Source organism: Bacillus sp. MYb209, from assembly GCF_002975175.1.
Lineage (GTDB): Bacteria > Bacillota > Bacilli > Bacillales > Bacillaceae_G > Bacillus_A.
Genome location: NZ_PCNZ01000014.1, coordinates 15,521 through 38,966, shown reverse-complemented (window position 1 = coordinate 38,966; position 23,446 = coordinate 15,521). Strand labels below are relative to the sequence as shown.

The 23,446-nt window shown below is 36.4% G+C and carries 22 protein-coding genes and 1 pseudogene; 13 read left to right on the top strand and 10 right to left on the bottom strand.

Annotated features, from left to right (window positions below):
- The first annotated feature begins 11 nt into the window (after positions 1–11).
- The 3 genes from CQZ94_RS19120 (at position 12) to CQZ94_RS19110 (ending at position 1,442) form a co-directional block, all read left to right on the top strand.
- Positions 12–788, top strand: a complete 777-nt coding sequence (locus tag CQZ94_RS19120) for an oxalate:formate antiporter (RefSeq protein ID WP_105586634.1) — start codon at positions 12–14, stop codon at positions 786–788.
- 51 nt (positions 789–839) lie between these two features.
- Positions 840–1,160, top strand: coding sequence for a hypothetical protein (locus CQZ94_RS19115; RefSeq protein WP_105586633.1), 321 nt, complete (start codon positions 840–842; stop codon positions 1,158–1,160).
- Between the two features lie 69 nt (positions 1,161–1,229).
- Positions 1,230–1,442, top strand: a complete 213-nt coding sequence (locus CQZ94_RS19110) for a hypothetical protein (RefSeq protein WP_002012518.1) — start codon at positions 1,230–1,232, stop codon at positions 1,440–1,442.
- Positions 1,443–1,473: 31 nt separating this feature from the next.
- Here CQZ94_RS19110 and CQZ94_RS19105 read toward each other — a convergent pair whose 3' ends face one another.
- Positions 1,474–1,812, bottom strand: coding sequence for a hypothetical protein (locus CQZ94_RS19105; protein WP_001253195.1), 339 nt, complete (start codon positions 1,810–1,812; stop codon positions 1,474–1,476).
- Positions 1,813–2,172: 360 nt separating this feature from the next.
- On the opposite strand from CQZ94_RS19105, the gene CQZ94_RS19100 reads away from it, so the two are divergent.
- The 5 genes from CQZ94_RS19100 (at position 2,173) to CQZ94_RS19080 (ending at position 6,997) form a co-directional block, all read left to right on the top strand.
- Positions 2,173–2,853, top strand: a complete 681-nt coding sequence (locus CQZ94_RS19100; protein ID WP_105586632.1) for a class I SAM-dependent methyltransferase — start codon at positions 2,173–2,175, stop codon at positions 2,851–2,853.
- Positions 2,854–2,947: 94 nt separating this feature from the next.
- The gene (locus CQZ94_RS19095) at positions 2,948–4,636 is read left to right on the top strand and encodes a formate--tetrahydrofolate ligase (protein ID WP_105586711.1); all 1,689 of its coding nucleotides are present in this window, start codon (positions 2,948–2,950) and stop codon (positions 4,634–4,636) included.
- A 90-nt stretch (positions 4,637–4,726) separates the two neighbouring features.
- The gene (locus tag CQZ94_RS19090) at positions 4,727–5,254 is read left to right on the top strand and encodes a hypothetical protein (RefSeq protein ID WP_142395873.1); all 528 of its coding nucleotides are present in this window, start codon (positions 4,727–4,729) and stop codon (positions 5,252–5,254) included.
- A gap of 19 nt (positions 5,255–5,273) precedes the next feature.
- The gene (locus CQZ94_RS19085) at positions 5,274–6,443 is read left to right on the top strand and encodes a DEAD/DEAH box helicase (protein ID WP_105586630.1); all 1,170 of its coding nucleotides are present in this window, start codon (positions 5,274–5,276) and stop codon (positions 6,441–6,443) included.
- A 170-nt stretch (positions 6,444–6,613) separates the two neighbouring features.
- Positions 6,614–6,997 carry a VOC family protein gene (locus tag CQZ94_RS19080; RefSeq protein ID WP_105586629.1) on the top strand — a complete coding sequence of 128 codons (384 nt, stop codon included), beginning with the start codon at positions 6,614–6,616 and terminating at the stop codon, positions 6,995–6,997.
- 44 nt (positions 6,998–7,041) lie between these two features.
- Here the strand turns inward: CQZ94_RS19080 and CQZ94_RS19075 are convergent, their stop codons facing one another.
- Entirely contained in the window at positions 7,042–7,680 is a 639-nt protein-coding gene (locus CQZ94_RS19075; protein WP_105586628.1) for a zinc dependent phospholipase C family protein, read from the bottom strand.
- Positions 7,681–7,709: 29 nt separating this feature from the next.
- Entirely contained in the window at positions 7,710–8,696 is a 987-nt protein-coding gene (locus CQZ94_RS19070) for a quinone oxidoreductase family protein (RefSeq protein WP_105586627.1), read from the bottom strand.
- 206 nt (positions 8,697–8,902) lie between these two features.
- Between CQZ94_RS19070 and CQZ94_RS19065 the strand changes: the two genes are divergently transcribed.
- On the top strand, positions 8,903–9,481 hold the full coding sequence (locus CQZ94_RS19065; RefSeq protein WP_105586626.1) for a sigma-70 family RNA polymerase sigma factor: 579 nt from the start codon (positions 8,903–8,905) through the stop codon (positions 9,479–9,481).
- The gene (locus CQZ94_RS19060; protein ID WP_105586625.1) at positions 9,478–10,158 is read left to right on the top strand and encodes a DUF3600 domain-containing protein; all 681 of its coding nucleotides are present in this window, start codon (positions 9,478–9,480) and stop codon (positions 10,156–10,158) included. Before CQZ94_RS19065 ends, CQZ94_RS19060 begins: the two co-directional genes overlap by 4 nt.
- Positions 10,159–10,265: 107 nt before the next feature.
- On the opposite strand, the gene CQZ94_RS19055 is transcribed toward CQZ94_RS19060, so the two are convergent.
- The 3 genes from CQZ94_RS19055 to CQZ94_RS19045 all read right to left on the bottom strand — a co-directional run bounded on the left by CQZ94_RS19055 (position 10,266) and on the right by CQZ94_RS19045 (position 12,057).
- The gene (locus tag CQZ94_RS19055) at positions 10,266–10,700 is read right to left on the bottom strand and encodes a hypothetical protein (protein WP_105586624.1); all 435 of its coding nucleotides are present in this window, start codon (positions 10,698–10,700) and stop codon (positions 10,266–10,268) included.
- A gap of 85 nt (positions 10,701–10,785) precedes the next feature.
- Positions 10,786–11,751, bottom strand: a complete 966-nt coding sequence (locus CQZ94_RS19050; RefSeq protein ID WP_142395872.1) for an MBL fold metallo-hydrolase — start codon at positions 11,749–11,751, stop codon at positions 10,786–10,788.
- Between the two features lie 96 nt (positions 11,752–11,847).
- Positions 11,848–12,057, bottom strand: a complete 210-nt coding sequence (locus CQZ94_RS19045) for a DUF3925 family protein (RefSeq protein ID WP_002085972.1) — start codon at positions 12,055–12,057, stop codon at positions 11,848–11,850.
- A 224-nt stretch (positions 12,058–12,281) separates the two neighbouring features.
- Between CQZ94_RS19045 and bsaA the strand changes: the two genes are divergently transcribed.
- Positions 12,282–12,764 (top strand): glutathione peroxidase, encoded by a 483-nt coding sequence (gene bsaA / locus CQZ94_RS19040; protein ID WP_105586622.1) that lies wholly within the window; start codon positions 12,282–12,284, stop codon positions 12,762–12,764.
- Here the strand turns inward: bsaA and CQZ94_RS32580 are convergent.
- The 4 genes and pseudogenes from CQZ94_RS32580 to CQZ94_RS19025 form a co-directional block, all read right to left on the bottom strand.
- Positions 12,765–12,899 (bottom strand): annotated as a pseudogene (locus tag CQZ94_RS32580) (site-specific integrase); the annotation flags it as partial.
- 126 nt (positions 12,900–13,025) lie between these two features.
- Positions 13,026–15,254, bottom strand: a complete 2,229-nt coding sequence (locus CQZ94_RS19035) for a transglutaminase TgpA family protein (protein WP_105586621.1) — start codon at positions 15,252–15,254, stop codon at positions 13,026–13,028.
- Entirely contained in the window at positions 15,251–16,465 is a 1,215-nt protein-coding gene (locus CQZ94_RS19030) for a DUF58 domain-containing protein (protein ID WP_105586620.1), read from the bottom strand. The genes CQZ94_RS19035 and CQZ94_RS19030 overlap by 4 nt, the downstream gene beginning before the upstream one ends.
- Positions 16,465–17,427 carry an AAA family ATPase gene (locus CQZ94_RS19025; RefSeq protein WP_105586619.1) on the bottom strand — a complete coding sequence of 321 codons (963 nt, stop codon included), beginning with the start codon at positions 17,425–17,427 and terminating at the stop codon, positions 16,465–16,467. Before CQZ94_RS19025 ends, CQZ94_RS19030 begins: the two co-directional genes overlap by 1 nt.
- 853 nt (positions 17,428–18,280) lie before the next feature.
- Between CQZ94_RS19025 and CQZ94_RS19020 the strand changes: the two genes are divergently transcribed.
- Entirely contained in the window at positions 18,281–21,964 is a 3,684-nt protein-coding gene (locus CQZ94_RS19020; protein ID WP_105586618.1) for a nitrate reductase subunit alpha, read from the top strand.
- On the top strand, positions 21,954–23,429 hold the full coding sequence (gene narH / locus CQZ94_RS19015; RefSeq protein WP_105586617.1) for a nitrate reductase subunit beta: 1,476 nt from the start codon (positions 21,954–21,956) through the stop codon (positions 23,427–23,429). The genes CQZ94_RS19020 and narH overlap by 11 nt, the downstream gene beginning before the upstream one ends.
- The last annotated feature ends 17 nt before the right edge of the window (positions 23,430–23,446 follow it).

Below are 23,446 nucleotides of genomic sequence, written 5' to 3'. Positions count from 1 at the left end.
GGCTAGGTGCTTTGTCTGGAGGATCTGACCAAGTAAACAATATGATATATATTAATGGTAATCGTCGGGGTCATTGTTTTATTACATCTGGAATTACGTTTAAAGAGTTTGCAAGTAACATCCCTTCACCGCTTCATCAAGTATTGCTTTTAAAGCATAATTTTGAGTGGACAGATTTTCATTATCATACTTTATTTGAATATGTTGAGGAAGAAAACATACATAAACTCATTCAAGCAGAGATTGATGAATTTGATGAATTTTGTTGGGTAGATTTCGATGATGCAAGCGATTTAGATGAGTTAGAGCCAAAAGAAATTGCAGAATTATTATATTTGGCTCACAAAAAAGAACCACTTGGAAGAACGTTCTTCCCGTTGTTGAAGAATAGATTCGTTTATTTTTCACATGATGACGGTTGGTACAACAAAGTGTATTACCGTAGAATCGGTGATTTTGTAGGAATGCTAAGTAAAGTCATTCCTTATAAACTCGGTGCTTTCGGTAAGAAACGTTTTACTTTCTTCCAAAAATCAAAAATTTTCCCAGCAATTTCAAAGGAAGTTATCCTTGGGCTTATGCCGTTAATGGAAGATGGGTTATACATTGATTTAGCGGGGAAAATTGAGTCGAGAAGAGGTCTTGAAATTCCGGTATATGTAGTAGGATCATTCGAAAGTACGGATGAGGTACTAGATAATATTGATGAATTGAAAGCGGAAGCAACAGAAACGGGTTGGCTCATTTTTGATAAGAAAGAACAAGAGTGGCAATGGGTTGTAGACTAAGAAAACTTGGCGCATGAAGTCAAGTTTTCTTGTCTTTTGAAAGGAGAACAAATGAAGAAATATTATACAATTGTGGGTATTGTAAGTATTATTCTCGTGGCGATATTACTTATAACTTGTCCGAAAGAATCAGATTTTAAATTGTATTTAGAGGATAAGTATGCATTGAAATGTGACGAGAGTAGCTTTGAATGCACGCAAAATGTAGATGGAAAAAAAGAGAAATTACAGTTTGAAAGTATTGATGCACGAAATGGTGTTTTCTTTATGACTGTAAAGCAAACGTATAAAACAGAAGCTGGTGTTACGAAAGAATATAGCGGAGTAGGTATATTCGGTACATTTCTTTTTGTTTCAGAGAAGACTTTCTAGTAATAGAAGGTCTTTTTTTTATGCTTATGTTCATATAGATGAAGTAAGACAAGCATAGGAGGGGTATTGATGAAAAAGGGATGTATCGTTTGTGGTGGTGAGGAGTTTTTTTCTTCAACATTATATGCGCGTACGAAACAAGATTGGGCATATGCGCCAAACATGTACCGATTTGAAAAGGTGTTTATTGAGCATAGAGATGAAGAAAATTATCCGGTTTTTCAAGAAATTACAGCGAAGCATTGTTGTGGATGCGGTCATATCATGTTGTATCATGAATGAACACACCAAGTATAACTTGGTGTGTTTTTTTTTAAAACGCTGATAAAGCAAGCGGATATAGTAAAGTGAATAAAACAGAAAAACTGCCAAAACCAATTGCGGTATATCCAAGTGTTCTCGCTCCAAAATTGACAGCTAATAAGCCAACTAAAATAGCAAGGGAGCCGAGTGTAACAGGATAAAAAGCAATGGAGAATAACGAAAGAAATAATGCGACATAGCCTATCATTGCACCGGTATTTGTACCTTCTATTTCATTTGCAATTTCTTTGCGCTCATGTCTAATCGGAATACCAGCTGGAGATATTTCAGCTGCATACTCTTCGTTTTTTTCACCACTTTTAAAATGATGATTTCTCTTTCTTCGCATGTACATCCCTCTCTTTCAATTGGGTGTATCTATAGTATCTTTCATAAGGAACAGAACATGAGTATGAGTTAAACCCAAGTAAAGCAAAAATTGGAGAAAATAGATTCCGTTGTTATCTTGTTCATCCCGCTTTTTGCGGGTAGTAAGACTCCCACCTCAAAATTAGGCTGGAGCAAAGAAGTTAGGTGGGAGTCAGGCTGCCCGTAAAAGCCCGATTGGTGCGGGCTAATAATCAATGGGGGACGAACAAAAACCCCCACTGATTAAAGGTTTCACTTTATCTCCTTATGAAGATAAACAGGAATTTTGGAACATGATGTAGAATGAAATGAATGATAATACGTGAAGGTAGGGGAATGTATGACGAAGTTTAATTGGCATGAATCGGCAGAGAAAAAATGGGATAACAATGCAGAGTTTTGGAATCAAAATAGTCAAGAAATGTGGGATAGTGGGAGCAGGAGTACAATCATTCCATTTTTTGAGCAGTACGTGGAAAAAGAAGTACAAGTGTTAGATGTTGGCTGTGGTGATGGGTATGGTACATATAAATTAAGTCTTACTGGGTACAAAGCGGTTGGGGTGGACTTATCGGAAGTTATGATTCAAAAGGGTAAGGAACGCGGAGAAGGTCCAAACTTATCTTTTATAAAAGGTGATCTTTCTTCATTACCATTTGAAAATGAGAAATTTGAAGCAATTATGGCAATTAATTCTTTAGAATGGACCGAGGAGCCATTACAAGCATTAAATGAAATAAAGCGTGTTTTAAAGAAAGATGGATACGCATGTATTGCAATTTTAGGACCGACAGCAAAACCGAGAGAGAACAGTTATCCTCGCCTATACGGAAAAGACGTTGTTTGCAATACGATGATGCCTTGGGAATTTGAACAGTTAGCAAAAGAACAAGGATTTGAAATTGTAGATGGTACCGGCGTATATAAGCGTGGAGTAAATGAGAAGATGTTAGGTCAACTACCTACAGAGTTACAACAATCGTTAACGTTCTTATGGGTATTTATGTTAAAAAACGTATAATGAAATCAAAGAATTTTTAGGAGGTAAATAAGTGCAGAAAATACAAAAAACTGATACAATATCATCAGAACCAATTAAAGGGGGACTAGGGTATATGACAACTACTACAACAGTTAAATCTGATATTGAAATCGCACAAGAAGCAAGTATGAAGAAGATTCAAGAAATTGCAGCTAATTTAAATATTTTAGAAGAAGAACTAGAGCCATACGGACATTATAAAGGCAAGTTATCTCTTGAAATTTTTAAGCGTTTACAAGATGAGAAAGACGGTAAAGTTGTTTTAGTAACAGCGATTAACCCAACTCCAGCAGGAGAAGGTAAATCAACAGTAACAGTTGGTTTAGGTCAAGCTTTTAATAAAATTGGTAAGAAAACAGTAATTGCACTTCGCGAACCATCTCTTGGACCAACAATGGGATTAAAAGGCGGAGCAGCAGGTGGCGGTTATTCACAAGTAGTACCGATGGAAGATATTAACCTTCACTTTACTGGAGATATTCATGCTATTACAACTGCCAACAACGCATTAGCAGCGTTTATTGATAATCACATCCAACAAGGAAATGTACTTGGAATTGATACGCGTAAAATTGTTTGGAAACGCTGTGTAGACTTAAATGACCGTGCCCTTCGTAATGTAGTAATTGGTCTTGGTGGACCGGTTCAAGGTGTACCACGTGAAGACGGTTTTGATATTACAGTAGCATCTGAAATCATGGCCGTATTCTGCCTTGCGACAGATATTCAAGATTTAAAAGCACGCCTATCTCGCATTGTGGTGGCTTATAATTTTGCAAACCAGCCTGTAACAGTTAAAGATTTAGGAGTAGAAGGTGCGTTAACACTGCTATTAAAAGATGCATTAAAACCGAACTTAGTACAAACATTAGAAAATACACCAGCTATCATTCATGGCGGGCCATTTGCAAATATCGCTCACGGTTGTAACAGTGTTATCGCTACGACAATGGCAGCGAAATTAGGCGATTATGTTATTACAGAAGCTGGATTTGGTGCTGATTTAGGTGCTGAGAAGTTTTTAGACATTAAAGCACGTGCAGCTGGTATTAAACCAGAAGCGGTAGTTATTGTTGCAACTATTCGTGCGCTTAAAATGCACGGTGGTGTGGCGAAAGATCAATTAAAAGTAGAAAATGTAGATGCGTTAGCAAAAGGAATGGAAAATTTACAGAAACATGTTGAAACAATTCAAAGCTTCGGTGTTCCATTCGTAATTGCAATTAACAAGTTTATTACAGATACAGATGTAGAAGTTGCTTACCTACAAGAATGGTGCAATGAGCGTGGCTATGCAGTATCCTTAACAGAAGTTTGGGAGAAAGGTGGCCAAGGCGGAGTTGACCTTGCTGAGAAAGTGTTAAAAGAAATTGACAAAGGTGAAAATAACTACGCGCCACTTTATGAATTAGAATTACCATTAGAAGAAAAAATTCGTACAATTGCTCAAAAAGTGTACGGCGCAAAAGATATTGAATTTGCTCCGAAAGCACGTAAGCAATTAGCTCAATTTGAAGGAGAAGGCTGGAGTAACCTACCAATATGTATGGCGAAAACACAATATTCTCTTTCTGATGATGCAACAAAACTAGGTCGTCCATCTGACTTTATTGTTACAATTCGCGAATTGAAACCATCAATTGGTGCAGGATTTATCGTTGCGTTAACAGGAACAATGTTAACAATGCCAGGTCTTCCAAAACAACCAGCTGCACTGCAAATGGACGTAAATGAAGATGGAAAAGCAGTAGGTTTATTCTAAAAGGTTGTAATTTATCCCGTTTATCTGTAAACTATATATACATCAAGTGGCGCCTTTCCATCGAAAGGCGCCTGTTTTTTGGAGGAAATTATGTTTGATCCAACTGCTTTTGAAAATTTAAAGGTAATCGTGGAAGGAGCTGTCTATGATTTCGATCTACATGGTGATATTCTTGTAACAGATCGAAAGGATGTGATGGACCTTGCTTCATTAAGTCGTATGTATAGTATTTCATTTCAACTAACAGAAACATTTAAAACGTTGGTAGAAGCAACATTTTCGCTATCTGTTGATGCAAAGAATTTATCAGGTGAAATATTAGAGGTACCTCAGTTTATACCAGGTTGTGAAATGAAGTTGGAATTTTCGTTCCCGATGGAACAACCAGAGGTAGGATGCCGCGAAATTGAAGCTGTATTGCAATCAATATGGGGAAAAGAGCGAATGATTTCGCAGAAAATTTCATACGAATATAATAAGCAAGCGATTTCATATCATAATAAGGTAGAGGTTCTATTTCAAAAAGCGATTACAGAAGACCATGTTGATGATTTAATAGCTGTTATTTCACACATGATAGAAACGGTGCGAACAATACAACATTTTCTTCAAAAATAGAGATAAAGGAGAAAAACAAATGATAAAAGATATGCAACCATTTTTACAACAAGCTTGGGAAAAGGCTGGTTTTAAAGAGTTTACTGAAATTCAAAAACAGGCGATTCCAACTATTTTAGAAGGACAAGACGTTATAGCTGAATCTCCAACTGGAACAGGAAAAACACTAGCGTACTTATTACCCCTTTTACATAAAATTAATCCTGAAGTAAAACAAGCTCAAGTTGTAATTGTAGCGCCAACTCGTGAACTTGTTATGCAAATTCATGAAGAAGTTCAAAAATTTACAGCGGGAACTGATATTTCAGGTGCATCTTTAATTGGTGGTGCAGACGTTAAGCGCCAAGTAGAAAAATTAAAGAAACATCCGAGAGTAATTGTTGGTTCACCAGGACGTATTTTAGAATTGATTCGTATGAAAAAATTAAAGATGCATGAAGTGAAAACGATTGTATTTGATGAGTTCGATCAAATTGTAAAACAAAAGATGATGGGTGCTGTACTTGATGTAATTAAATCAACGATGCGCGATCGTCAATTAGTATTCTTCTCGGCGACAATAACAAAAGCTGCAGAAGAGGCGGCACGTGATTTGGCAACTGAGCCACAATTAGTTCGTGTAACACGTGCAGAGGCACAGAGCCTAGTTGAACATACGTATATCGTTTGTGAACGTCGTGAAAAAAATGATTATATTAGAAGAGTTATGCATATGGGAAATGTAAGAGCAGTTGCCTTTTTAAATGATCCTTTCCGCTTAGATGAAATTACTCAGAAATTGAAATTCCGTAAAATGAAAGCAGCAGCTCTTCACGCAGAAGCGAACAAACAAGAACGTGAAGCAACGATGCGTGCATTCCGCAGCGGGAAATTAGAAATTTTACTTGCTACTGATATTGCAGCACGTGGATTAGATATCGATGATTTAACACACGTAATCCACTTAGAGTTACCAGACACAGTAGACCAATATATTCACCGCTCAGGACGTACGGGACGTATGGGCAAAGAAGGAACAGTCGTTTCTCTTGTAACAGAACAAGAAGAGCGTAAATTACTACAATTCGCGAAAAAATTAGGTATCGTGTTTACGAAACAAGAAATGTTCAAAGGAACATTTGTAGAATCGAAACCACCAGCACCAAAGAAAAAGAAACCAGCTTTTACTGGTAAGAAAAAACCTAGATAAATGAATGGAAAGACGTAACTATGCGTAGTTACGTCTTTTATGTTTATTGGTAAAGTAGTGAACGAGTAAGTTGATAAATTTCGTGAAGAAATACATATAAAATAAAAAGGATTAATAATAGCACCTGTAGAAAGCTACTTAGAATATAAAAAGCATTAGGAGGAAAACAAATGATTCATAAAGTTGGACAAATTATGTTATATGTAAATAATCAAGATGAGGCAGTAAATTTTTGGACTGAAAAAGTAGGGTTTCATGTAATCGCAGAGGAAGATAACAAGCAAGGAATGAGATGGATTGAAATTGCTCCAACTAATGGTGCTGAGACGAGTATCATATTACATAATAAAGAGGTTATCTCCAAAATGAGCCCGGAATTGAATCTTGGTACACCATCGTTAATGTTTTTCTCAGAAAATCTTGAAGAACTATACAAAGATTTAACAAATAAAAATGTTACAGTTGGCGAAATGGTAACTATGCCTACTGGTAAAGTGTTTAACTTTGCTGATAGTGAAGGGAATTACTTTGCAGTAATGGAAAAAAATAAATAATTATATAGTTATGTAAAAATCCCCCTTGTATATAATGAGGGGGATTAAATATTTAAAGTGAATTTTTTATTAGAGAGTTGTTCTATATTAAATGCACCTTTCTCAATAGCAGTTTCTACATAACCAACGATTTGATCAAACGTAAACACTTGTAAGTTTTCGTACAAGTGTTGCTCAGGGTATAGCATATCTTCAAAAATATATTGCCGAAAAGCTAAAACATTCTCTCTAGAAACCTCCTCGATATTCACAATGTTAGCCTCTTGATTAAGTAGGGCGAAGAGCTGTTGTTCTTTATCGTAATGATGCAACAATTGTGCGTTCAATAATTTAAAATCGTTATAGTACATAGGTGCGATAGTTTCGTCGTTCTCAATTCGGTTTTTTAGCCAAGGTAGAAAAAATCCACTTAGCCAATTATCATCGGCAATGAGGTGGCTATAATAACCTAAAATATAAGAGGAATCCATATGATCTTCATATTTATGAATAAATGAATCATAATCTATTCTTCTCGTATAGTTCTTCGTTGTACCAGCGTAAAAATGTGAAGTTCCTTTTTCTTCTTTTGAATGAACAGCATCAGGAGCTACACCTCCAAGTAAGAAAGAAGTTTTATCTTGAATAGATAGTTTCTCTGCAATACCGTTAGCGATAATGATATGCATAATTCGTGATCCCATGAATAACACCTCTATTTCAAGTATTCACTTTAGGGAGCTGTCTGAACGTTTAGTATTACTTTCCCTGTACTTTGTCTACTTTCGACCCATTCATGTGCTTTCCCTGCGTCTTGAAGAGGAAAAGATTTCGTAGCTTTAATTTGCAACCTTCCATCACGTAAATAACGGAAAACTTGATTCGCAGTTTCTTGGAGTGATTCAGGACGTTTTTTCCGTGTAGTACCAAAGCTAAAGCCGAGGATAGAACGGCAACTTGCGTGTAAATCTTTCGTTTGAAAACTACCAACTTCTCCGCTAGCATTGCCGAAATGGACGAGACGACCGTAATAAGCAAGGCATTCTAAACTTCTTTCGGACACAGTACCAGAAATAGAATCTAAAACAATATTAACGCCTTCTCTGTTTGTAATCTGAGTTACCCTCTCTACAAAATCTTCATCTTGATGACAAATAACATAATCAGCGCCAGCATCTAAAGCAATTTTTCTTTTTGCTTCATTTCCAACAGTGCCAATTACTTTTTCAGCCCCTAAAATTTTTGCGAGTTGAATCGCTGTAGTACCAATTCCACCAGCTGCTGCATGAATTAGAATAGATTCACCTTGTTGAAGTCTTGCAACATTTGCAAGTAAATTATAGCTTGTAAAAGATACGATAGGACAAGCGGCGGCGGTTTGAAAGTCGACTTCATCAGGTAAAACGAAAGTAAGATTTTCGTTCGCGACAACATATTCAGCGTAAGAGCCATTTTGAGGAAAAGCAATGACACGCTGACCAGGATAAATGTTTTTTACATGAGAACCTACGTGTTCTACAACACCAGCTACATCTATCCCTGGGATAAAAGGTAAGGCTTTGTTTCCTTTTTTGCCATAACGTGATTTAATATCAGCAAAATTAACACTAGTAGCAACAACGCGAATTAAAACTTGGTGATCTGAAATTGTAGGAATATCCATGTCCGTATATTCCAACGCTTCAGGGCCACCGAATGAAGTTACAACGATAGCTTTCATATACATCCTCCTAAATTTGACTATATATATCATTTTAAATCTTCATTAGGAATTGGAAAATTATATAATTGTTATGCACAGTTATAAGTGAAGCTTATGAAGTTGCTAAATCATCATATCAATTTATACAGAAAACTTTTGAAAAAAATCGAACGAAATATCGTTTGATTGCCAATATATAGTGTAAGACAAAGGAGGGATGGTATATGAAGGATGAAACAGTGTATACAGATCTAATTAAATTAACTCTATCAGGCAATAAAGAAGCGTATAGCGAATTGTATGATAGAACGATACAAGAAGTATATAAGGCAGCACATTTTTTAATAGAAGATAAAACAGATGTAGATGATGTCGTTCAGGAAATATACATACAGCTATATGAATCGCTTCGTAAATATGATAGTGAGAAGCCATTTCGCCCTTGGCTAATTGGACTTGCGATTAAACAAATTCATTCTTATAGAAGAAAGAGGTGGATGCGACTGCGAATTGTCAAAAAAGCAGAAGAGCAAAGAAAACCAGTACAAATTGATTTTTCTAGCGATGTTGTAAGTAAAATATCAAACCAAAAATTAATTGAACTCATTCATAAATTACCATATAAATTGAAGCAAGTTATTATCTTAAGATACTTACACGATTACTCACAAGAAGAAGTAGCACATATATTACATATTCCAATCGGTACCGTGAAATCTAGAATTCATGCGGCCTTAAAGAAACTACGTCAAAAAGAGCAAGTAGAAGAAATCTTTTTAGGAGAGGTAGGGAATGTGAAATGAATTTAGATTATAGGGTTAGAGAATCTATACAAGAAGAAGCGAAGGGGATTGTTGCCCCGCCTGAGTTAAAAGAAAAAGTAATCGTTCAAATTAAAATGAAGAGCGGTGGAAGTAAAAGGAAGAAGCGTCTTATCGCAGGAGTGCTTGCAGCAGCATTTTTAATCCCAACGACTGGCTTTACGTATCAATCTATTATGGCAGATGGTATATACGGCTCTTTTGAAAATTTAGAGAAGCATGCCGGAAGTTTAACATTAGAAGGATACATGCACTTTAGTGCGAAATTGTCACAAGCGAAAGATGAAATAGGCGCAAAGGAATATGAGGAGTTTACAAAAGAACTAAAGAAATTAACAAATGCAAAGCTTGAGTATGGGGATTCGAACGGTAATATTGATTATGGTCAATTATCACCAGCAAAAAGGGAAGAAATGAAAAAGGTAAGTATGGGACTTCAACCCTACTTTGATAAATTAAATGGCCGTAAATCTAGTAAAGAAGTATTAACTCCTGAAGAGTATGAACAATATATGGAGGCATTAATGGCATATCAAACTGTATTAGTAAAAACGAAATCAAGTGGTGGGATAACGGTAGACGAAGTACCTGAAGCGTACAAAGAAAAATTTATTAAAGCGGAGCAGTTTATGGAATATGTAGATGAAAGGGTGAGATAAATAAAAAGCTCATAGCTTTAGCTTTGAGCTTTTCTTATTGAAATGTAAATATATTAACCACTTATTCCTTTTGCTATCAATAGGAAATATACAACAAAATAGAGTGTTTAATTATATTTTTTCATGTTCGCATTGTCTTTTTGTATAAAACAATCTAAAAGTGAGTAACCAGCTATTAAACTAATAATGGTAACGAAAGTTGTATTCACAAGAATAATATTAGTTAAATAAGGTAGGTATTCACCAACTGGTGAAAAGAGTAGAGCTGGAGAAAAGGAAATGAATAGTGTAGGCAACGTAATAGCGATAAATTTATCCGGCTGAAAGTTCCAGTTTTGTTTACTCGTTTCACGATTAATGGATTGAAGGAATCGTAATAAAATGCCGACCAAAAGAGGGAAGAGTGTAAAGTAGAATAATCTTGGATAAACGTTAAAGTTCATTTGCGAGTCTGTATCTAAATAAAATTGAATTTTAACACCTACAACTAATAATAAGATGATAAATAATGTAAAGCAGAGGTATAGTATCACTTTTTGCATTCCATTCCACCATCCTTTATTAAAAAATATATTCAAGGAGCGAAGATATATACGATAATGACGTTGTATATATCTTCGTTTTCTATTAGTTAATTGTGGATTTTGTTTGCTTCGTGAAATAATCAATAATGCCCATTGCGCTAATTTCTATATCTAGATGTAAAATGTTATAAACGGAATGATTTGATGGGACGTTTAATTTTGTAAGGTGAGTGGAGACTTTCTCCATTAGTAAAGATTGTAATGCCTTAGTAGCCTCATCAAAATCAGTATGTTTTTGAAAAACTTCATTTCCAGTATTAACGAAAATAGGTAACCAATGTTCAAGTTGGCTATATACTTCTGTAACATTGGCAGATGCGCCGTAATGACCGAAATAAATAGTATCTACATTCATACTTTGAATATGATTTTTCGAAGCGATCATCGCCTCTGGCTGGAATTGTGAAGGTGAAGTTGACGGTAGATATAACTCTACACCAAGGTCTGCGAGCTCTCTATAATAAATTCCAATTGTATCGCCAGTGAAAATACCGTTAGTTAATGAATCATGAATGCTAATATGGTGCTTTGCATGTCCCGGTGTATCATAAAATGTAAGGATGCGGTCTTCTGCAATTTTTAATGTATCACCATTTTGTACAATATGAACACGTTCTTCCTCTATAGGAAGAATTGGATCAAAAAGTTTATCGAAATCTTCTTTGTACACAGCTTTTGCACCTAGAATGAGTTTTGTAGGATCAATCATATGACGAGCCCCGCGAGGATGCACATATAAAGTAGCATTTGGGCACTTTTCCATCATTAAACCTGCTGCGCCTGCGTGATCTAAATGGACATGCGTAACGATAATGTTTTTTACATCGTTTAAATCAATATGTAATTGTTGTAAGCCGTCTAAAATATAGGAAAGAGAAGGGGCCGCACAAGTTTCAATTAAAGTAATATCATCACCTAATAAAACGTACGTACCTGTTCGTTCATTATGTTGTAAGTCGAAATCATCAATAAGATATAGGTGAGAAGATAATTGCTCTACTTTTTTCATCTTTACCACTCCTTATATACGGTATGTATCTATTATACGCTAAAAATACAAAAAGGCAGAAAACGAAACCTCGTCTTCTGCCTTTTTGTAATGTTGTTATTTCGTTTGTTCTTTATTGATAGACATAACGAACAGTCCAACAATGCCACCAACTAATGGAAGCATAATCTCTCCTGCTAAATTAAAGTAGGAGCTTAAGAATAAACCATTTACATCGATTACCCAACCAATAACATACAATAACATCATATATAGTACGAAATAAAACTCGCGATTTGAAATCGTTTCATGTTGTGCAGTTTTCATAATGAACACCATCCTTTTCTTTTATAATGGAATATAAACTGTCACATTTTGTTCACAATTTAATTGTAAAACTTTCCATCACAAAAGTCTAGTAGTTTGTGTCGAATTTTTGAACGAAAATAAAACGCTTTCATTTTTAGGGAGAAATATGTAATTAGAGCTGTATATTCACTAATGTAGTATAGTATAAACATAGAATGATAGTGAAGAGAGGGGTAGGAACAATGACAGTTTATGATTTTTCAGCGAAAACAATAACAGGAGAAGATAAATCGTTAAAAGATTACGAAGGAAAAGTACTTCTCATTGTAAATGTAGCTAGTAAATGTGGATTTACACCTCAATATAAAGGGTTACAAGAAGTATATGATAAATATAAAGACCAAGGACTAGAAATACTAGGTTTCCCTTGTAATCAATTCGGGGGACAAGAACCTGGTACAGAAACGGATATTACAAGTTTTTGTGAATTGAACTACGGTGTAAACTTTCCGATGTTTGCAAAGATTGATGTGAAAGGTGATAAAGCGCATCCTCTATATACATACATGACAGAACAAGCGCCAGGTTTACTAGGTATGAAGGCAGTGAAGTGGAACTTTACTAAGTTTCTAATTGGAAAAGATGGTAAGGTAGTAGGACGTTTTGCACCGCAGACGAAACCGGTGGATTTAGAGATAGAGATTGAGAAAGTACTTGGGGAATAATTAGGAGTCAATGTTTTGGTCACTTTTGTTAAATAGTTTGTTCAACTTTTCTGCTACCGATTTTTGCATGTTTGGTAGTAGGTGACTGTAAGTATTTAGTGTTGTACCGATACCCGTATGTGGCAGTTTAGGAGATGGCGGAGGCGATTAGGAGTTAGCTATCTTTTATTATGTTTATTAAAAAACACCTCAAAGAACACCTCAAAGAACAAAGTAGCTCTTAGTCTTTGAGGTGTTTTCTTTAAACTCACATTATCAAGATTAAATTACTGCATCGAAGTCATTTGATTTAGGCAGAGAAGCTGCTTTTTTCATAAGCACTTCCCATAAGTGTACGGATTTCTTCCATTCGGCTGCGGCCTGTCCCTTTTGATACATAGCGTTCTCATAACTGAAAGTAAGTTGTTGCATATCAGTCGAGTTGTAAAGTGTATCGATGTGGAGAGCGTATTCTCGGAATGTTTGACTTTCACCCCGCTGTATGCCGATTCTCGCAAATTGATTTAAAAGTGCACCGTAAGCTTTTTGATAAACAGCATCATCTTTTCGGTATTTATAGAAAAGAATAATAAAAAATGTAATCCATTTCATTCTAGTGGTGAAGAGAATGTATCCCATGATACTAATCGGTATCGTAGAGAGGAATACGTACCACCAAGAAAACCTATTTTTAGAATTTGTGATCTTTTTAGTAGAGGCTTCTTCTGTAGTTTCTATTAAACTTTTGAGCTTTGCTTCATTGTTCCGTTGATATATTTGCTCGTTTTTAGAATTATTTTCTTCGCTAATTTGTGAAGTAGAAGCAGGAGTATTATTTATAAAATTATAGGGATTGGTAAATCCTTTTGTTGGTTCGAATGGAATCCATCCGTATCCTGGAAAATATACTTCGACCCAAGAGTGTGCGTTATTGTTCGCGATTTTATAAACATTCTCACCTTCTGTGCCAGCAAATGTATTCTCAAGAGTTCCTTCTGTATAGCCTTTTACCCAGCGAGCGGGAATCCCGACAGAACGAAGTAACACGATCATAGACGTCGAAAAATTATTACAGTAGCCGCTTTTTGTATCGAAAAGGAATTGATCTACATAATCTTGGTTTTTGGCAGGGAACAAGACATTCATTGTTTCGTATACAAAAGAATTGTCTGTGAAGTGATTTTCAATAGCTAATACTTTATCATATCGGTTGTCTTTATCACTTGTAAGATTGACAGCCAAGTCTTTTACTCGCTGCGGTAATGATTCGGGAAGTTGTGTGTACTTTGTCATGAAATAAGAACTTGTTTCATGACCTTCATTCGATTTTACAGCTTTCAAGTTTTCTATGGGAAACTCCGGGATCTCATATGTTACTTTATACGAATTTAAAGTAGTAGAAGAGTCTCCGTGCATCGTATAGATTTTTTCTGAAAATGGGTCAACACTGTATGATACATCAGAAGAAGCCTCTACTGATACTAATCCTGCTGGATAGGTAAGGTGAGGATAAATTTTTTGCATGGTGATTGTTGCTTCGGTTGTCTCCGTTTTTGTATTTTGTTCGTACCAACTCACGACGTCGTTTTTATTTTTAAAAGAAACCTTTTTCGGCTTTTCAGAAACCTCCCAGCCTTTTCCTGTATAAAAATCTTTTGTTTCTACTCTCCAATATTGTTTGTTTTGCGTTTGTGCTGTAAAAACAATTGTATTATCCGCCTTAAAAGGACCGCCTAATTGCGAGTCATCTAAACCATACCCAATTTTAGAAATCTCTTGTTTTTTACTTGCTTCGGATGTGTTGAATTTTAAAAAATTCATTGGGTTTGGCCATTGAGGGCCAAATTTTGGAGCAAAGTATGCGATCGTTGCTGACAATACAATAAATATTGTAAGAGGTCTAAGTAATTTTGAGATTTCTCTAGCATAATTTTGTAAGTGTTCAATCTCTTTTATTCGTTCTATTTGAAGAAGACTAAGCATAAAAAAGCCGATGACAACAGTACGAATAATAGCGTAGTTTGCATTGTATAAATGTAAGTTATGAAAAGTTGTGATATAAATAATAGTCAATACAAGAAATAACAACCCACATTTTTTATGAATCACCCAAAAAGAGCTGAAAGAACTCAAAAACCAAAATGATAGAAAAAATAATAATGTTGGAAAAACTGGAGAAATATCTAGCAAATTCCCCTGGAAAAACAGGGAGGAATTTCGAGAAATATCAGAAAAAAAATTTGTTAGCCAAAATGGATTTATAAAAGCATTTTTATAATACAGGGAATGGATGATGAATAAGATCGTGACGATCTTTATTGGAATCTGCCACCTTGTTTGAAAAAAAGAGAGAGTGAAGCAAATTCCGATAAATATTACAAAAATATCTAATCTACCTACGTTTGTAATACCTATAAGGGGGCTTAGCCATTCTAGTAAAAGAAGAAGTACACATACATGCATGAAGAATCTGCTCATATCCCATTGGTATTTTGTTTGTAATGTTATCATTTGCTCACCTCAAAAAACACGTTTGTATACCGGTTTTCATAAACTGCGTTTACAAATATTTTTCGTTTTTGTAGAGTTTCTAGTATACTTAGTTCTCGATGTGAGAGTTGATTCGCTTTTTCTTTCACGACAAACACCATTAATTTTCTATTTTTTATAGCAGCACAATCAGCCGCCTTTTGAATATCGGGAGAAAGATCGCTTGTCACGAGTATAATCGTTACGGGCTCATAAATTTTTCTTAATTCCAGTTCTACACTTCGAGAGAGCGGGAATACACTGTCTGCTTGTACTTTCGCTAAATGACAAAAGATTTGTTGCAACTGAGTATCTCCATTGTCTAAAGGGAAAATAGTTCGTTCTTTTCCGACAGACACGAATGACGCTGGTGAATTTTGCTTCAAGACAGCCCTCACAATAGAGGCAGTAAACGTTACGACTGATTCGAATAGAGCGGATGGGGTTCTGTCCATGAATATCATGATATTATGGCTGCGCTGTTGTTCAAACTCTTTCGTCATAATATTGTTTGTTCGTGCAGTTGCTTTCCAATCAATCCATGAAAAGCGGTCACCAGGTTTATAGTCTCTGACACCGACAGAGACTGTAGAGTCTTTTGCTAAATTTATATTTGCTGAAAGCGCTCCTTGTTCGAAATGATTTTCCAATTGTCGATACGTTATATCTACATACTGGGGATAGACTAAAAATGTATCTGGAACTGAAAAAGTTACTTCTTTCTCCATCATACCGAATAAATCGCCAGTTTTGACACGTACGCTTGAAAAAGTGTGCTCTCCTCTAGGGGTTGTGTCAATGACATATTGAAACGAAATATTTCGTTTTAATCCTGGAAAGAGTATTACCTTATTCATCTTTGTTTGTCTACAACTTGTAAATTGTGGTGGCAGTTCATCTTCTATAACTAAATAAAGTAAGGGAAAAGGAAATTTTCTTTTTATTGTAATAGTGCTTAAAAATTGTTCTCCTGCTACATATTCATTTTGGTTTGTTATTCGTTTTACTTCAGCGTCCCGTAAAGCGTAGAAGGGGAGTAGTAGTGAATAAAGGCCAATAGGAATCGTACTGTAAAACAAAAACCAACTTACAAATCCTCCTTGAAGCATAGCGTACACAAATGTTAAGACTAGGCATAAAGGGATTAGCAATAACTTGGTAACGTGATATAGTGCTCGTAGTAGTCGTTTCATCAAAGGTTCATCGTCCTTTGAGTCGGCACGGTAGTTCGTGCAACGATTTTGGTGATAACTTGTTCTCCTGTTATTCCTTCAAATTTTGCTTCCATTTTTAGAATGAGTCTGTGAGCTAAAACGTAAGGAGCTAAAAATTTAACATCGTCTGGAATAACATAATTTCTGCCATGGATGAATGCATAAGCCTGTGAAGCTTTCATTAAAGCAATTGAGCCGCGTGGACTTGCACCTAGCTGTATAGAACTATAAGAACGGGTCTGATTAACAAGCTTTACAATGTAATGCTTGATTGCTTTGTCTATGCTTACTTCCCGTACGCTTTGTTGTAAATAAAGTAATTCTTCTATTGTAGTAATAGCTTGTAAATGGGAGAGGGGATTTGTTTTTTCCATCCGGTTTAAAATTTCAAATTCTTCTTCTGGTGTAGGATATCCCATTTTTAGCTTCAACAAGAAACGATCGAGCTGAGCTTCTGGTAAAGGGTATGTTCCTTCATATTCGACCGGATTTTGTGTAGCCATTACAAAGAACGGTTTTGGTAACGGTCTTGTAATGCCATCTATTGTGATATTGCCTTCTTCCATACTTTCAAGTAAGGCAGATTGTGTCTTTGGAGATGTACGATTAATTTCATCAGCAAGTACAAAATTCCCCACAATTGGTCCAGGCTTGAACTCAAATTGGAGCTCTTTTGGATTGTAAATAGAAACACCTGTTACATCTGACGGCAGTAAATCAGGTGTGAATTGAATTCGCTTGTAATCGGCATCAATTGATTTAGAAAGAGCACGTACTAGCATTGTTTTCCCGACACCGGGAACATCTTCTAATAGTACATGACCTTCAGCTAAGAGAGCTGTCAAGGCTAAAATCGTTTCTTTTCGTTTTCCGACCATTAATTTTTCAATATTGTTAATTATTTTTTCTACAATGGGATGTAATGAATCAAGCTGGGGCATTGTAATCCTCCTAATTTTATTATTGTTTTCTAATTCATTTAGTGGAAAATAGAATTTATCCAGCTATTTGCCGGCAGTAAGACTCCCACCTCAAAATTCGGCTGGAGCAAAGAAGTTAGGTGGGAGTCGGGCTACTCGTAAACGCCCGATTGGTGAAGGCTAATAATCAGTGGGCGATGAACAAAACCCCCACTGATTAAAGTTTCACTTTATGTTAAAGAAAAGGAGTTCCTTCATTTTATTGCAGTATGATAGTAATCAAAGAGGTAATTCGTAATGGTATTATATAAGTTCATATTGAGAACTTATATGTTAAAAAATCAGGGTGATATACTTTATAATTTCTATGTCCTCAAAGGAAATCCTACTCTTAATTTCAGGAATATTCAGATTATTAATTCGGATTACATCTAGTATAATTGTTGCCGTAACCAAGGGCAATACAGTAAATAATGATTTCTAATTTTATGTAAAATATGTCTTGTATAAAATAGTATCGTTGAAAAAATAAATTCCTTACATACAATTTATAATCTTTTTCTTATAGCATTATTGAAATAATATCAAAACTCTTTTTAATATATTTATAAAGAAAAACGTAGGAACTTTTCCTACGTTTTTTCTTTTGCAAAAAAAGGTGATTCCGCAAATTCCTATTCTAATAATAATCACGGTTGACCATAAAACCTCATAACGAAAGAAAGTAACCATTGTTTACAAATACTTTCTCTCAAATTTATTTTCCACTGAATTTTTGACAATCTCTTGAACTGTGCGAAATGTCACATCTGTATTTTACAACCTCTCTTATAGTAAGGGTATGTAAGAGAGACGTATTAAAGGAGTGAACAGTATGAAGAAGAAACCTTCAGCACTAATGAGACGTTTAAAATATTTTTCACCAATAGATCGTTATAACGATAATCATACACAAGAAACATATGAAGATCGTGAATGGGAGAATGTGTACAGAAAGCGTTGGCAGCATGATAAAGTAATCCGTTCTACACATGGTGTGAACTGTACTGGTTCTTGTAGTTGGAATATTTATGTGAAAGATGGAATTGTAACTTGGGAAGGGCAAGAGCTTAATTATCCAACAACAGGTCCTGATATGCCTGATTTTGAACCACGAGGATGTCCGCGTGGAGCGAGTTTTTCTTGGTACATTTATAGTCCACTTCGTGTTAAATATCCATATGTACGTGGTGTTCTTTGGAATATGTGGCAAGAAGAACTACAAAATAACGAGTCACCACTAGACGCTTGGAAAAGTATTGTGGAAAACCCTGAAAAAGCGCGTACGTATAAGCAGGCGCGTGGTAAAGGCGGATTTATTCGTGCGAATTGGGATGAAGTATTACAACTTATTTCTGCTTCATTACTTTACACAGTAATTAAATACGGTCCAGACCGAAATGTTGGTTTTTCACCAATTCCAGCTATGTCGATGTTAAGTCATGCTGCTGGTAGTCGCTTTATGCAACTTATGGGTGGGCCAATGCTTAGCTTCTATGATTGGTACGCTGATTTACCACCAGCTTCTCCGCAAATTTGGGGTGATCAAACAGATGTACCAGAAAGTAGTGACTGGTACAATTCTGGCTACATTATGACATGGGGTTCAAATGTACCGATGACGAGAACACCAGATGCTCACTTTTTAGCAGAGGTTCGATATAAAGGAACGAAAGTTGTTTCTGTAAGTCCTGACTTTGCTGAATCTACTAAGTTTGCTGATGATTGGATTAGTGTGAAGCAAGGTACAGACGGTGCACTTGCGATGGCAATGGGGCACGTGATCTTACAAGAATTTTACGTAAATAATCAAGTGGAATACTTCACAAAGTATGCGAAGCAATATACAGACTTTCCTTTCTTTGTCACATTGAAACAAAAAGGAGATCAATTCGTTGCTGATCGTTTCTTAAATGCTTCTGATATTGGACGCGAAACAAAGTTAGGCGAATGGAAACCTGTACTTTGGAATGAGAACACGAAAGATTTTGCAACACCTCATGGCACAATGGGGTCACGATGGGATAACGAAAAGAAATGGAATTTGCGTTTAGAAGATGAACAAACAGGTGAAAAGATAGATCCACGTCTTTCTTTACTTGGAATGGAAGATGCTGTTGGAACGGTGCAAATTCCGTACTTCTCAGATGATGGAAATACAATATTAGAACGTACAATTCCAGTGAAAAAAATTACGACAGAAGAAGGCGAAATATTCGTTACAACTGTATACGACTTAACGTTAGCAAATTACGGTGTAAACCGAGGACTTGGTGGGCAGGAACCGAAAGATTTCAATGATGATGTACCATTTACACCTGCATGGCAAGAGAAAATGACAGGAGTGAAACGAGAGCTTATTATTCAAATCGCTCGTGAGTTTGCACAAAATGCTGTTGATACAAATGGTCGCTCGATGATTATTGTCGGAGCTGGAATTAACCATTGGTTTAATTCTGATACGATTTATCGCGCAGTTTTAAACCTTGTTCTTCTCGTTGGGGCACAAGGTGTCAACGGCGGTGGTTGGGCACATTATGTTGGTCAAGAAAAATTACGACCAGCAGAAGGATGGCAAACAATCGCGATGGCAAAAGATTGGCAAGGGCCACCGAAATTACAAAACGGTACATCTTTCTTCTATTTTGTAACGGATCAATGGCGCTATGAAGATACACCTGTTGGGCATTTAGCATCACCAGTTGAGGGCAACTCTCGTTATCAACATCACGGTGATTACAATGTATTAGCAGCACGACTTGGCTGGTTACCTTCATATCCGACATTCGAGAAAAATGGAATTGAATTATATAAAGAAGCTGTTGCTTCTGGTGCAACAACGCAAGAAGAAATCGGAAAATACGTTGCACAAAAACTAAAAGAAAAAGAACTGAAATTTGCAATTGAAGATCCAGATAACAAAAATAACTTCCCGCGTAACTTGTTCGTATGGCGTGCAAACTTAATTTCAAGTTCCGGTAAAGGACACGAATACTTCTTAAAACATTTATTAGGTACAACAAATGGATTAATGAATGACGATAGCGATTCATTACGACCAGAAGAAATTAAATGGCATGAAGACGCACCTGAAGGGAAGTTAGATTTACTCATTAATTTAGATTTCCGTATGGCTGGAACAGCACTTTATTCTGATATCGTCTTACCTGCTTCAACTTGGTATGAAAAACACGATTTAAGTAGTACAGATATGCATCCATTTGTACATCCATTTAATCCAGCAATCGGTTCACCGTGGGAAGCACGCTCTGACTGGGATATTTTCTGCGCTCTTTCTAAAGCTGTTTCGGATTTAGCGAAGAAAATTGATCTTGAGCCAATGAAAGAAGTTGTTGCAACACCACTTCTTCACGATACACCGCAAGAATTAGCACAACCACTTGGCAAGATTAAAGACTGGAGCAGAGGTGAGTGTGAACCGATCCCAGGCAAAACAATGCCGCAAATTCATATTGTCGAACGAGATTATAAAACGATTTATGACAAAATGACAGCGCTTGGACCAAATACCGGAAAACAACCGATTGGTACGAAAGGGATTTCTTGGTCGGCAGAAAAAGAATATGAGCAATTAAAGAGTCGATTAGGAGTTATTCGAACGGATTCTATTGCGAAAGGGTGCCCAGACATAAAAGAAGCAATCAATGCTGCTGAGGCGGTATTAACACTTTCTTCTACAACAAACGGTCATATGGCTGTAAAAGCATGGGAAGCACTTGAAAAACAAACCGATTTAAAACTACGTGATTTAGCAGAAGAACGTGAAGAAGAATGCTTCACATTTGAACAAATTACAGCGCAACCTAAAACAGTAATTACTTCTCCAGCCTTTACGGGTTCTGAAAAAGGTGGACGCCGTTACTCACCATTTACAACAAATGTTGAGCGTCTCATCCCTTGGAGAACGATAACTGGTCGACAATCTTTCTACTTAGATCACGACATGATGAAAGAGTTTGGTGAAACGATGGCAACATTTAAACCAATTCTGCAACATAAACCGTTTCGTAAATCACGCCCTGAAGTAGAAGGGAAAGAAATTACACTAAACTATTTAACACCGCATAATAAGTGGTCGATTCATAGTATGTACTTCGATTCATTGCCGATGTTAACGCTGTTTAGAGGTGGTCCAACTGTTTGGATGAATAAAGATGATGCTAATGAAGCTGGAGTTGCTGATAATGATTGGATTGAGTGCTTTAACCGTAACGGCGTTGTCGTAGCACGTGCCGTTGTAACGCACCGTATACCGAGGGGAATGGCATTTATGCACCATGCGCAAGATCGTCACATTAACGTGCCTGGTACGAAATTAACAAGCACCCGCGGGGGAACGCATAATAGTCCAACCCGTATTCATGTTAAGCCAACACATATGATTGGTGGATATGGTCAATTAAGCTATGGATTTAACTACTATGGTCCGACTGGGAATCAGCGTGACTTAAATGTCGTAATCCGTAAACTGAAGGAGGTAGATTGGCTTGAAGATTAAAGCGCAAGTCGGAATGGTAATGAACCTAGATAAATGCATCGGCTGCCACACTTGTAGCGTAACATGCAAAAACACCTGGACAAATCGTCCAGGTGCTGAATATATGTACTTCAATAACGTAGAAACGAAACCTGGAATTGGTTATCCGAAACAATGGGAAAATCAGGAGAAATACAAAGGCGGCTGGGAATTGAAAAATGGTGAAATTCAGCTGAAATCCGGTTCGAAAATGAAGCGTCTTATGAACATTTTCCACAATCCAGATCAACCAACAATTGATGATTACTTTGAACCTTGGAATTATGATTATGAAACGTTAACAAATAGCCCGCAGCGTAAGCATCAGCCAGTTGCTCGACCAAAATCAGCAATTACGGGCGAATTTATCGACAAAATTGAATGGGGTCCAAACTGGGAAGATGATTTAGCAGGCGGACATATAACAGGATTACAAGATCCAAACGTCAAGAAAATGGAAGAAGGAATTAAAACAGATTTTGAAAATGTCTTTATGATGTATTTACCACGTATTTGCGAACATTGTATGAATCCATCTTGCGTTTCTTCTTGTCCATCTGGCGCGATGTATAAACGTGAAGAAGATGGGATTGTTCTTGTGGATCAAAATGCATGTCGTGCTTGGAGATTTTGTGTATCGTCTTGTCCGTATAAAAAAGTGTATTTTAACTGGCAAACAAATAAAGCAGAAAAATGCACAATGTGTTTCCCGCGTATTGAAGCTGGTATGCCAACAATTTGCTCTGAAACATGTGTAGGACGTATTCGCTATATAGGGGTAATGCTATATGACGCTGACAAAGTAAAAGAAGCGGCTTCTGTTGAAAATGAAAAAGATTTATATGAATCTCAGCTTACTGTTTTCCTAAATCCAAATGATCCAGAAGTAGCAGCTGAAGCAAAAAAACAAGGCATTCCTGATGAATGGATGAAAGCGGCACAAGAGTCACCAATCTATAAAATGATTATCGATTGGAAAATTGCTCTGCCTCTTCATCCAGAGTACCGTACAATGCCAATGGTTTGGTATATTCCACCGCTTAGCCCAATTATGAATATGGTGGAGGGGAAAGGAAGTAACTGGCAAGCAGAAGAGATTTTCCCTGCTATCGATAATATGCGTATTCCAATTCAATATTTAGCGAATTTACTCACTGCAGGAGATGAATCACACATTCGTCTTACATTGAAAAAAATGGCTGTCATGCGAACACATATGAGAGCATTGCAAATTAATAAAGAACCAAATGAAGCAGTATTAAAAGAAATTGGTTTAACGAAAGAGGATGTAGAAGATATGTATCGTCTTCTTGCTATCGCAAAATATAAAGATCGCTTCGTCATCCCGACATCTCACCGCGAACAAGTTGCAGATTTATATAGCGAACAAGGAAGTTGTGGTCTTTCCTTCACAGGTGGCCCAGGCTCTTGTATGACAATTTCTTAAATAAAGGGGGCAGAAAA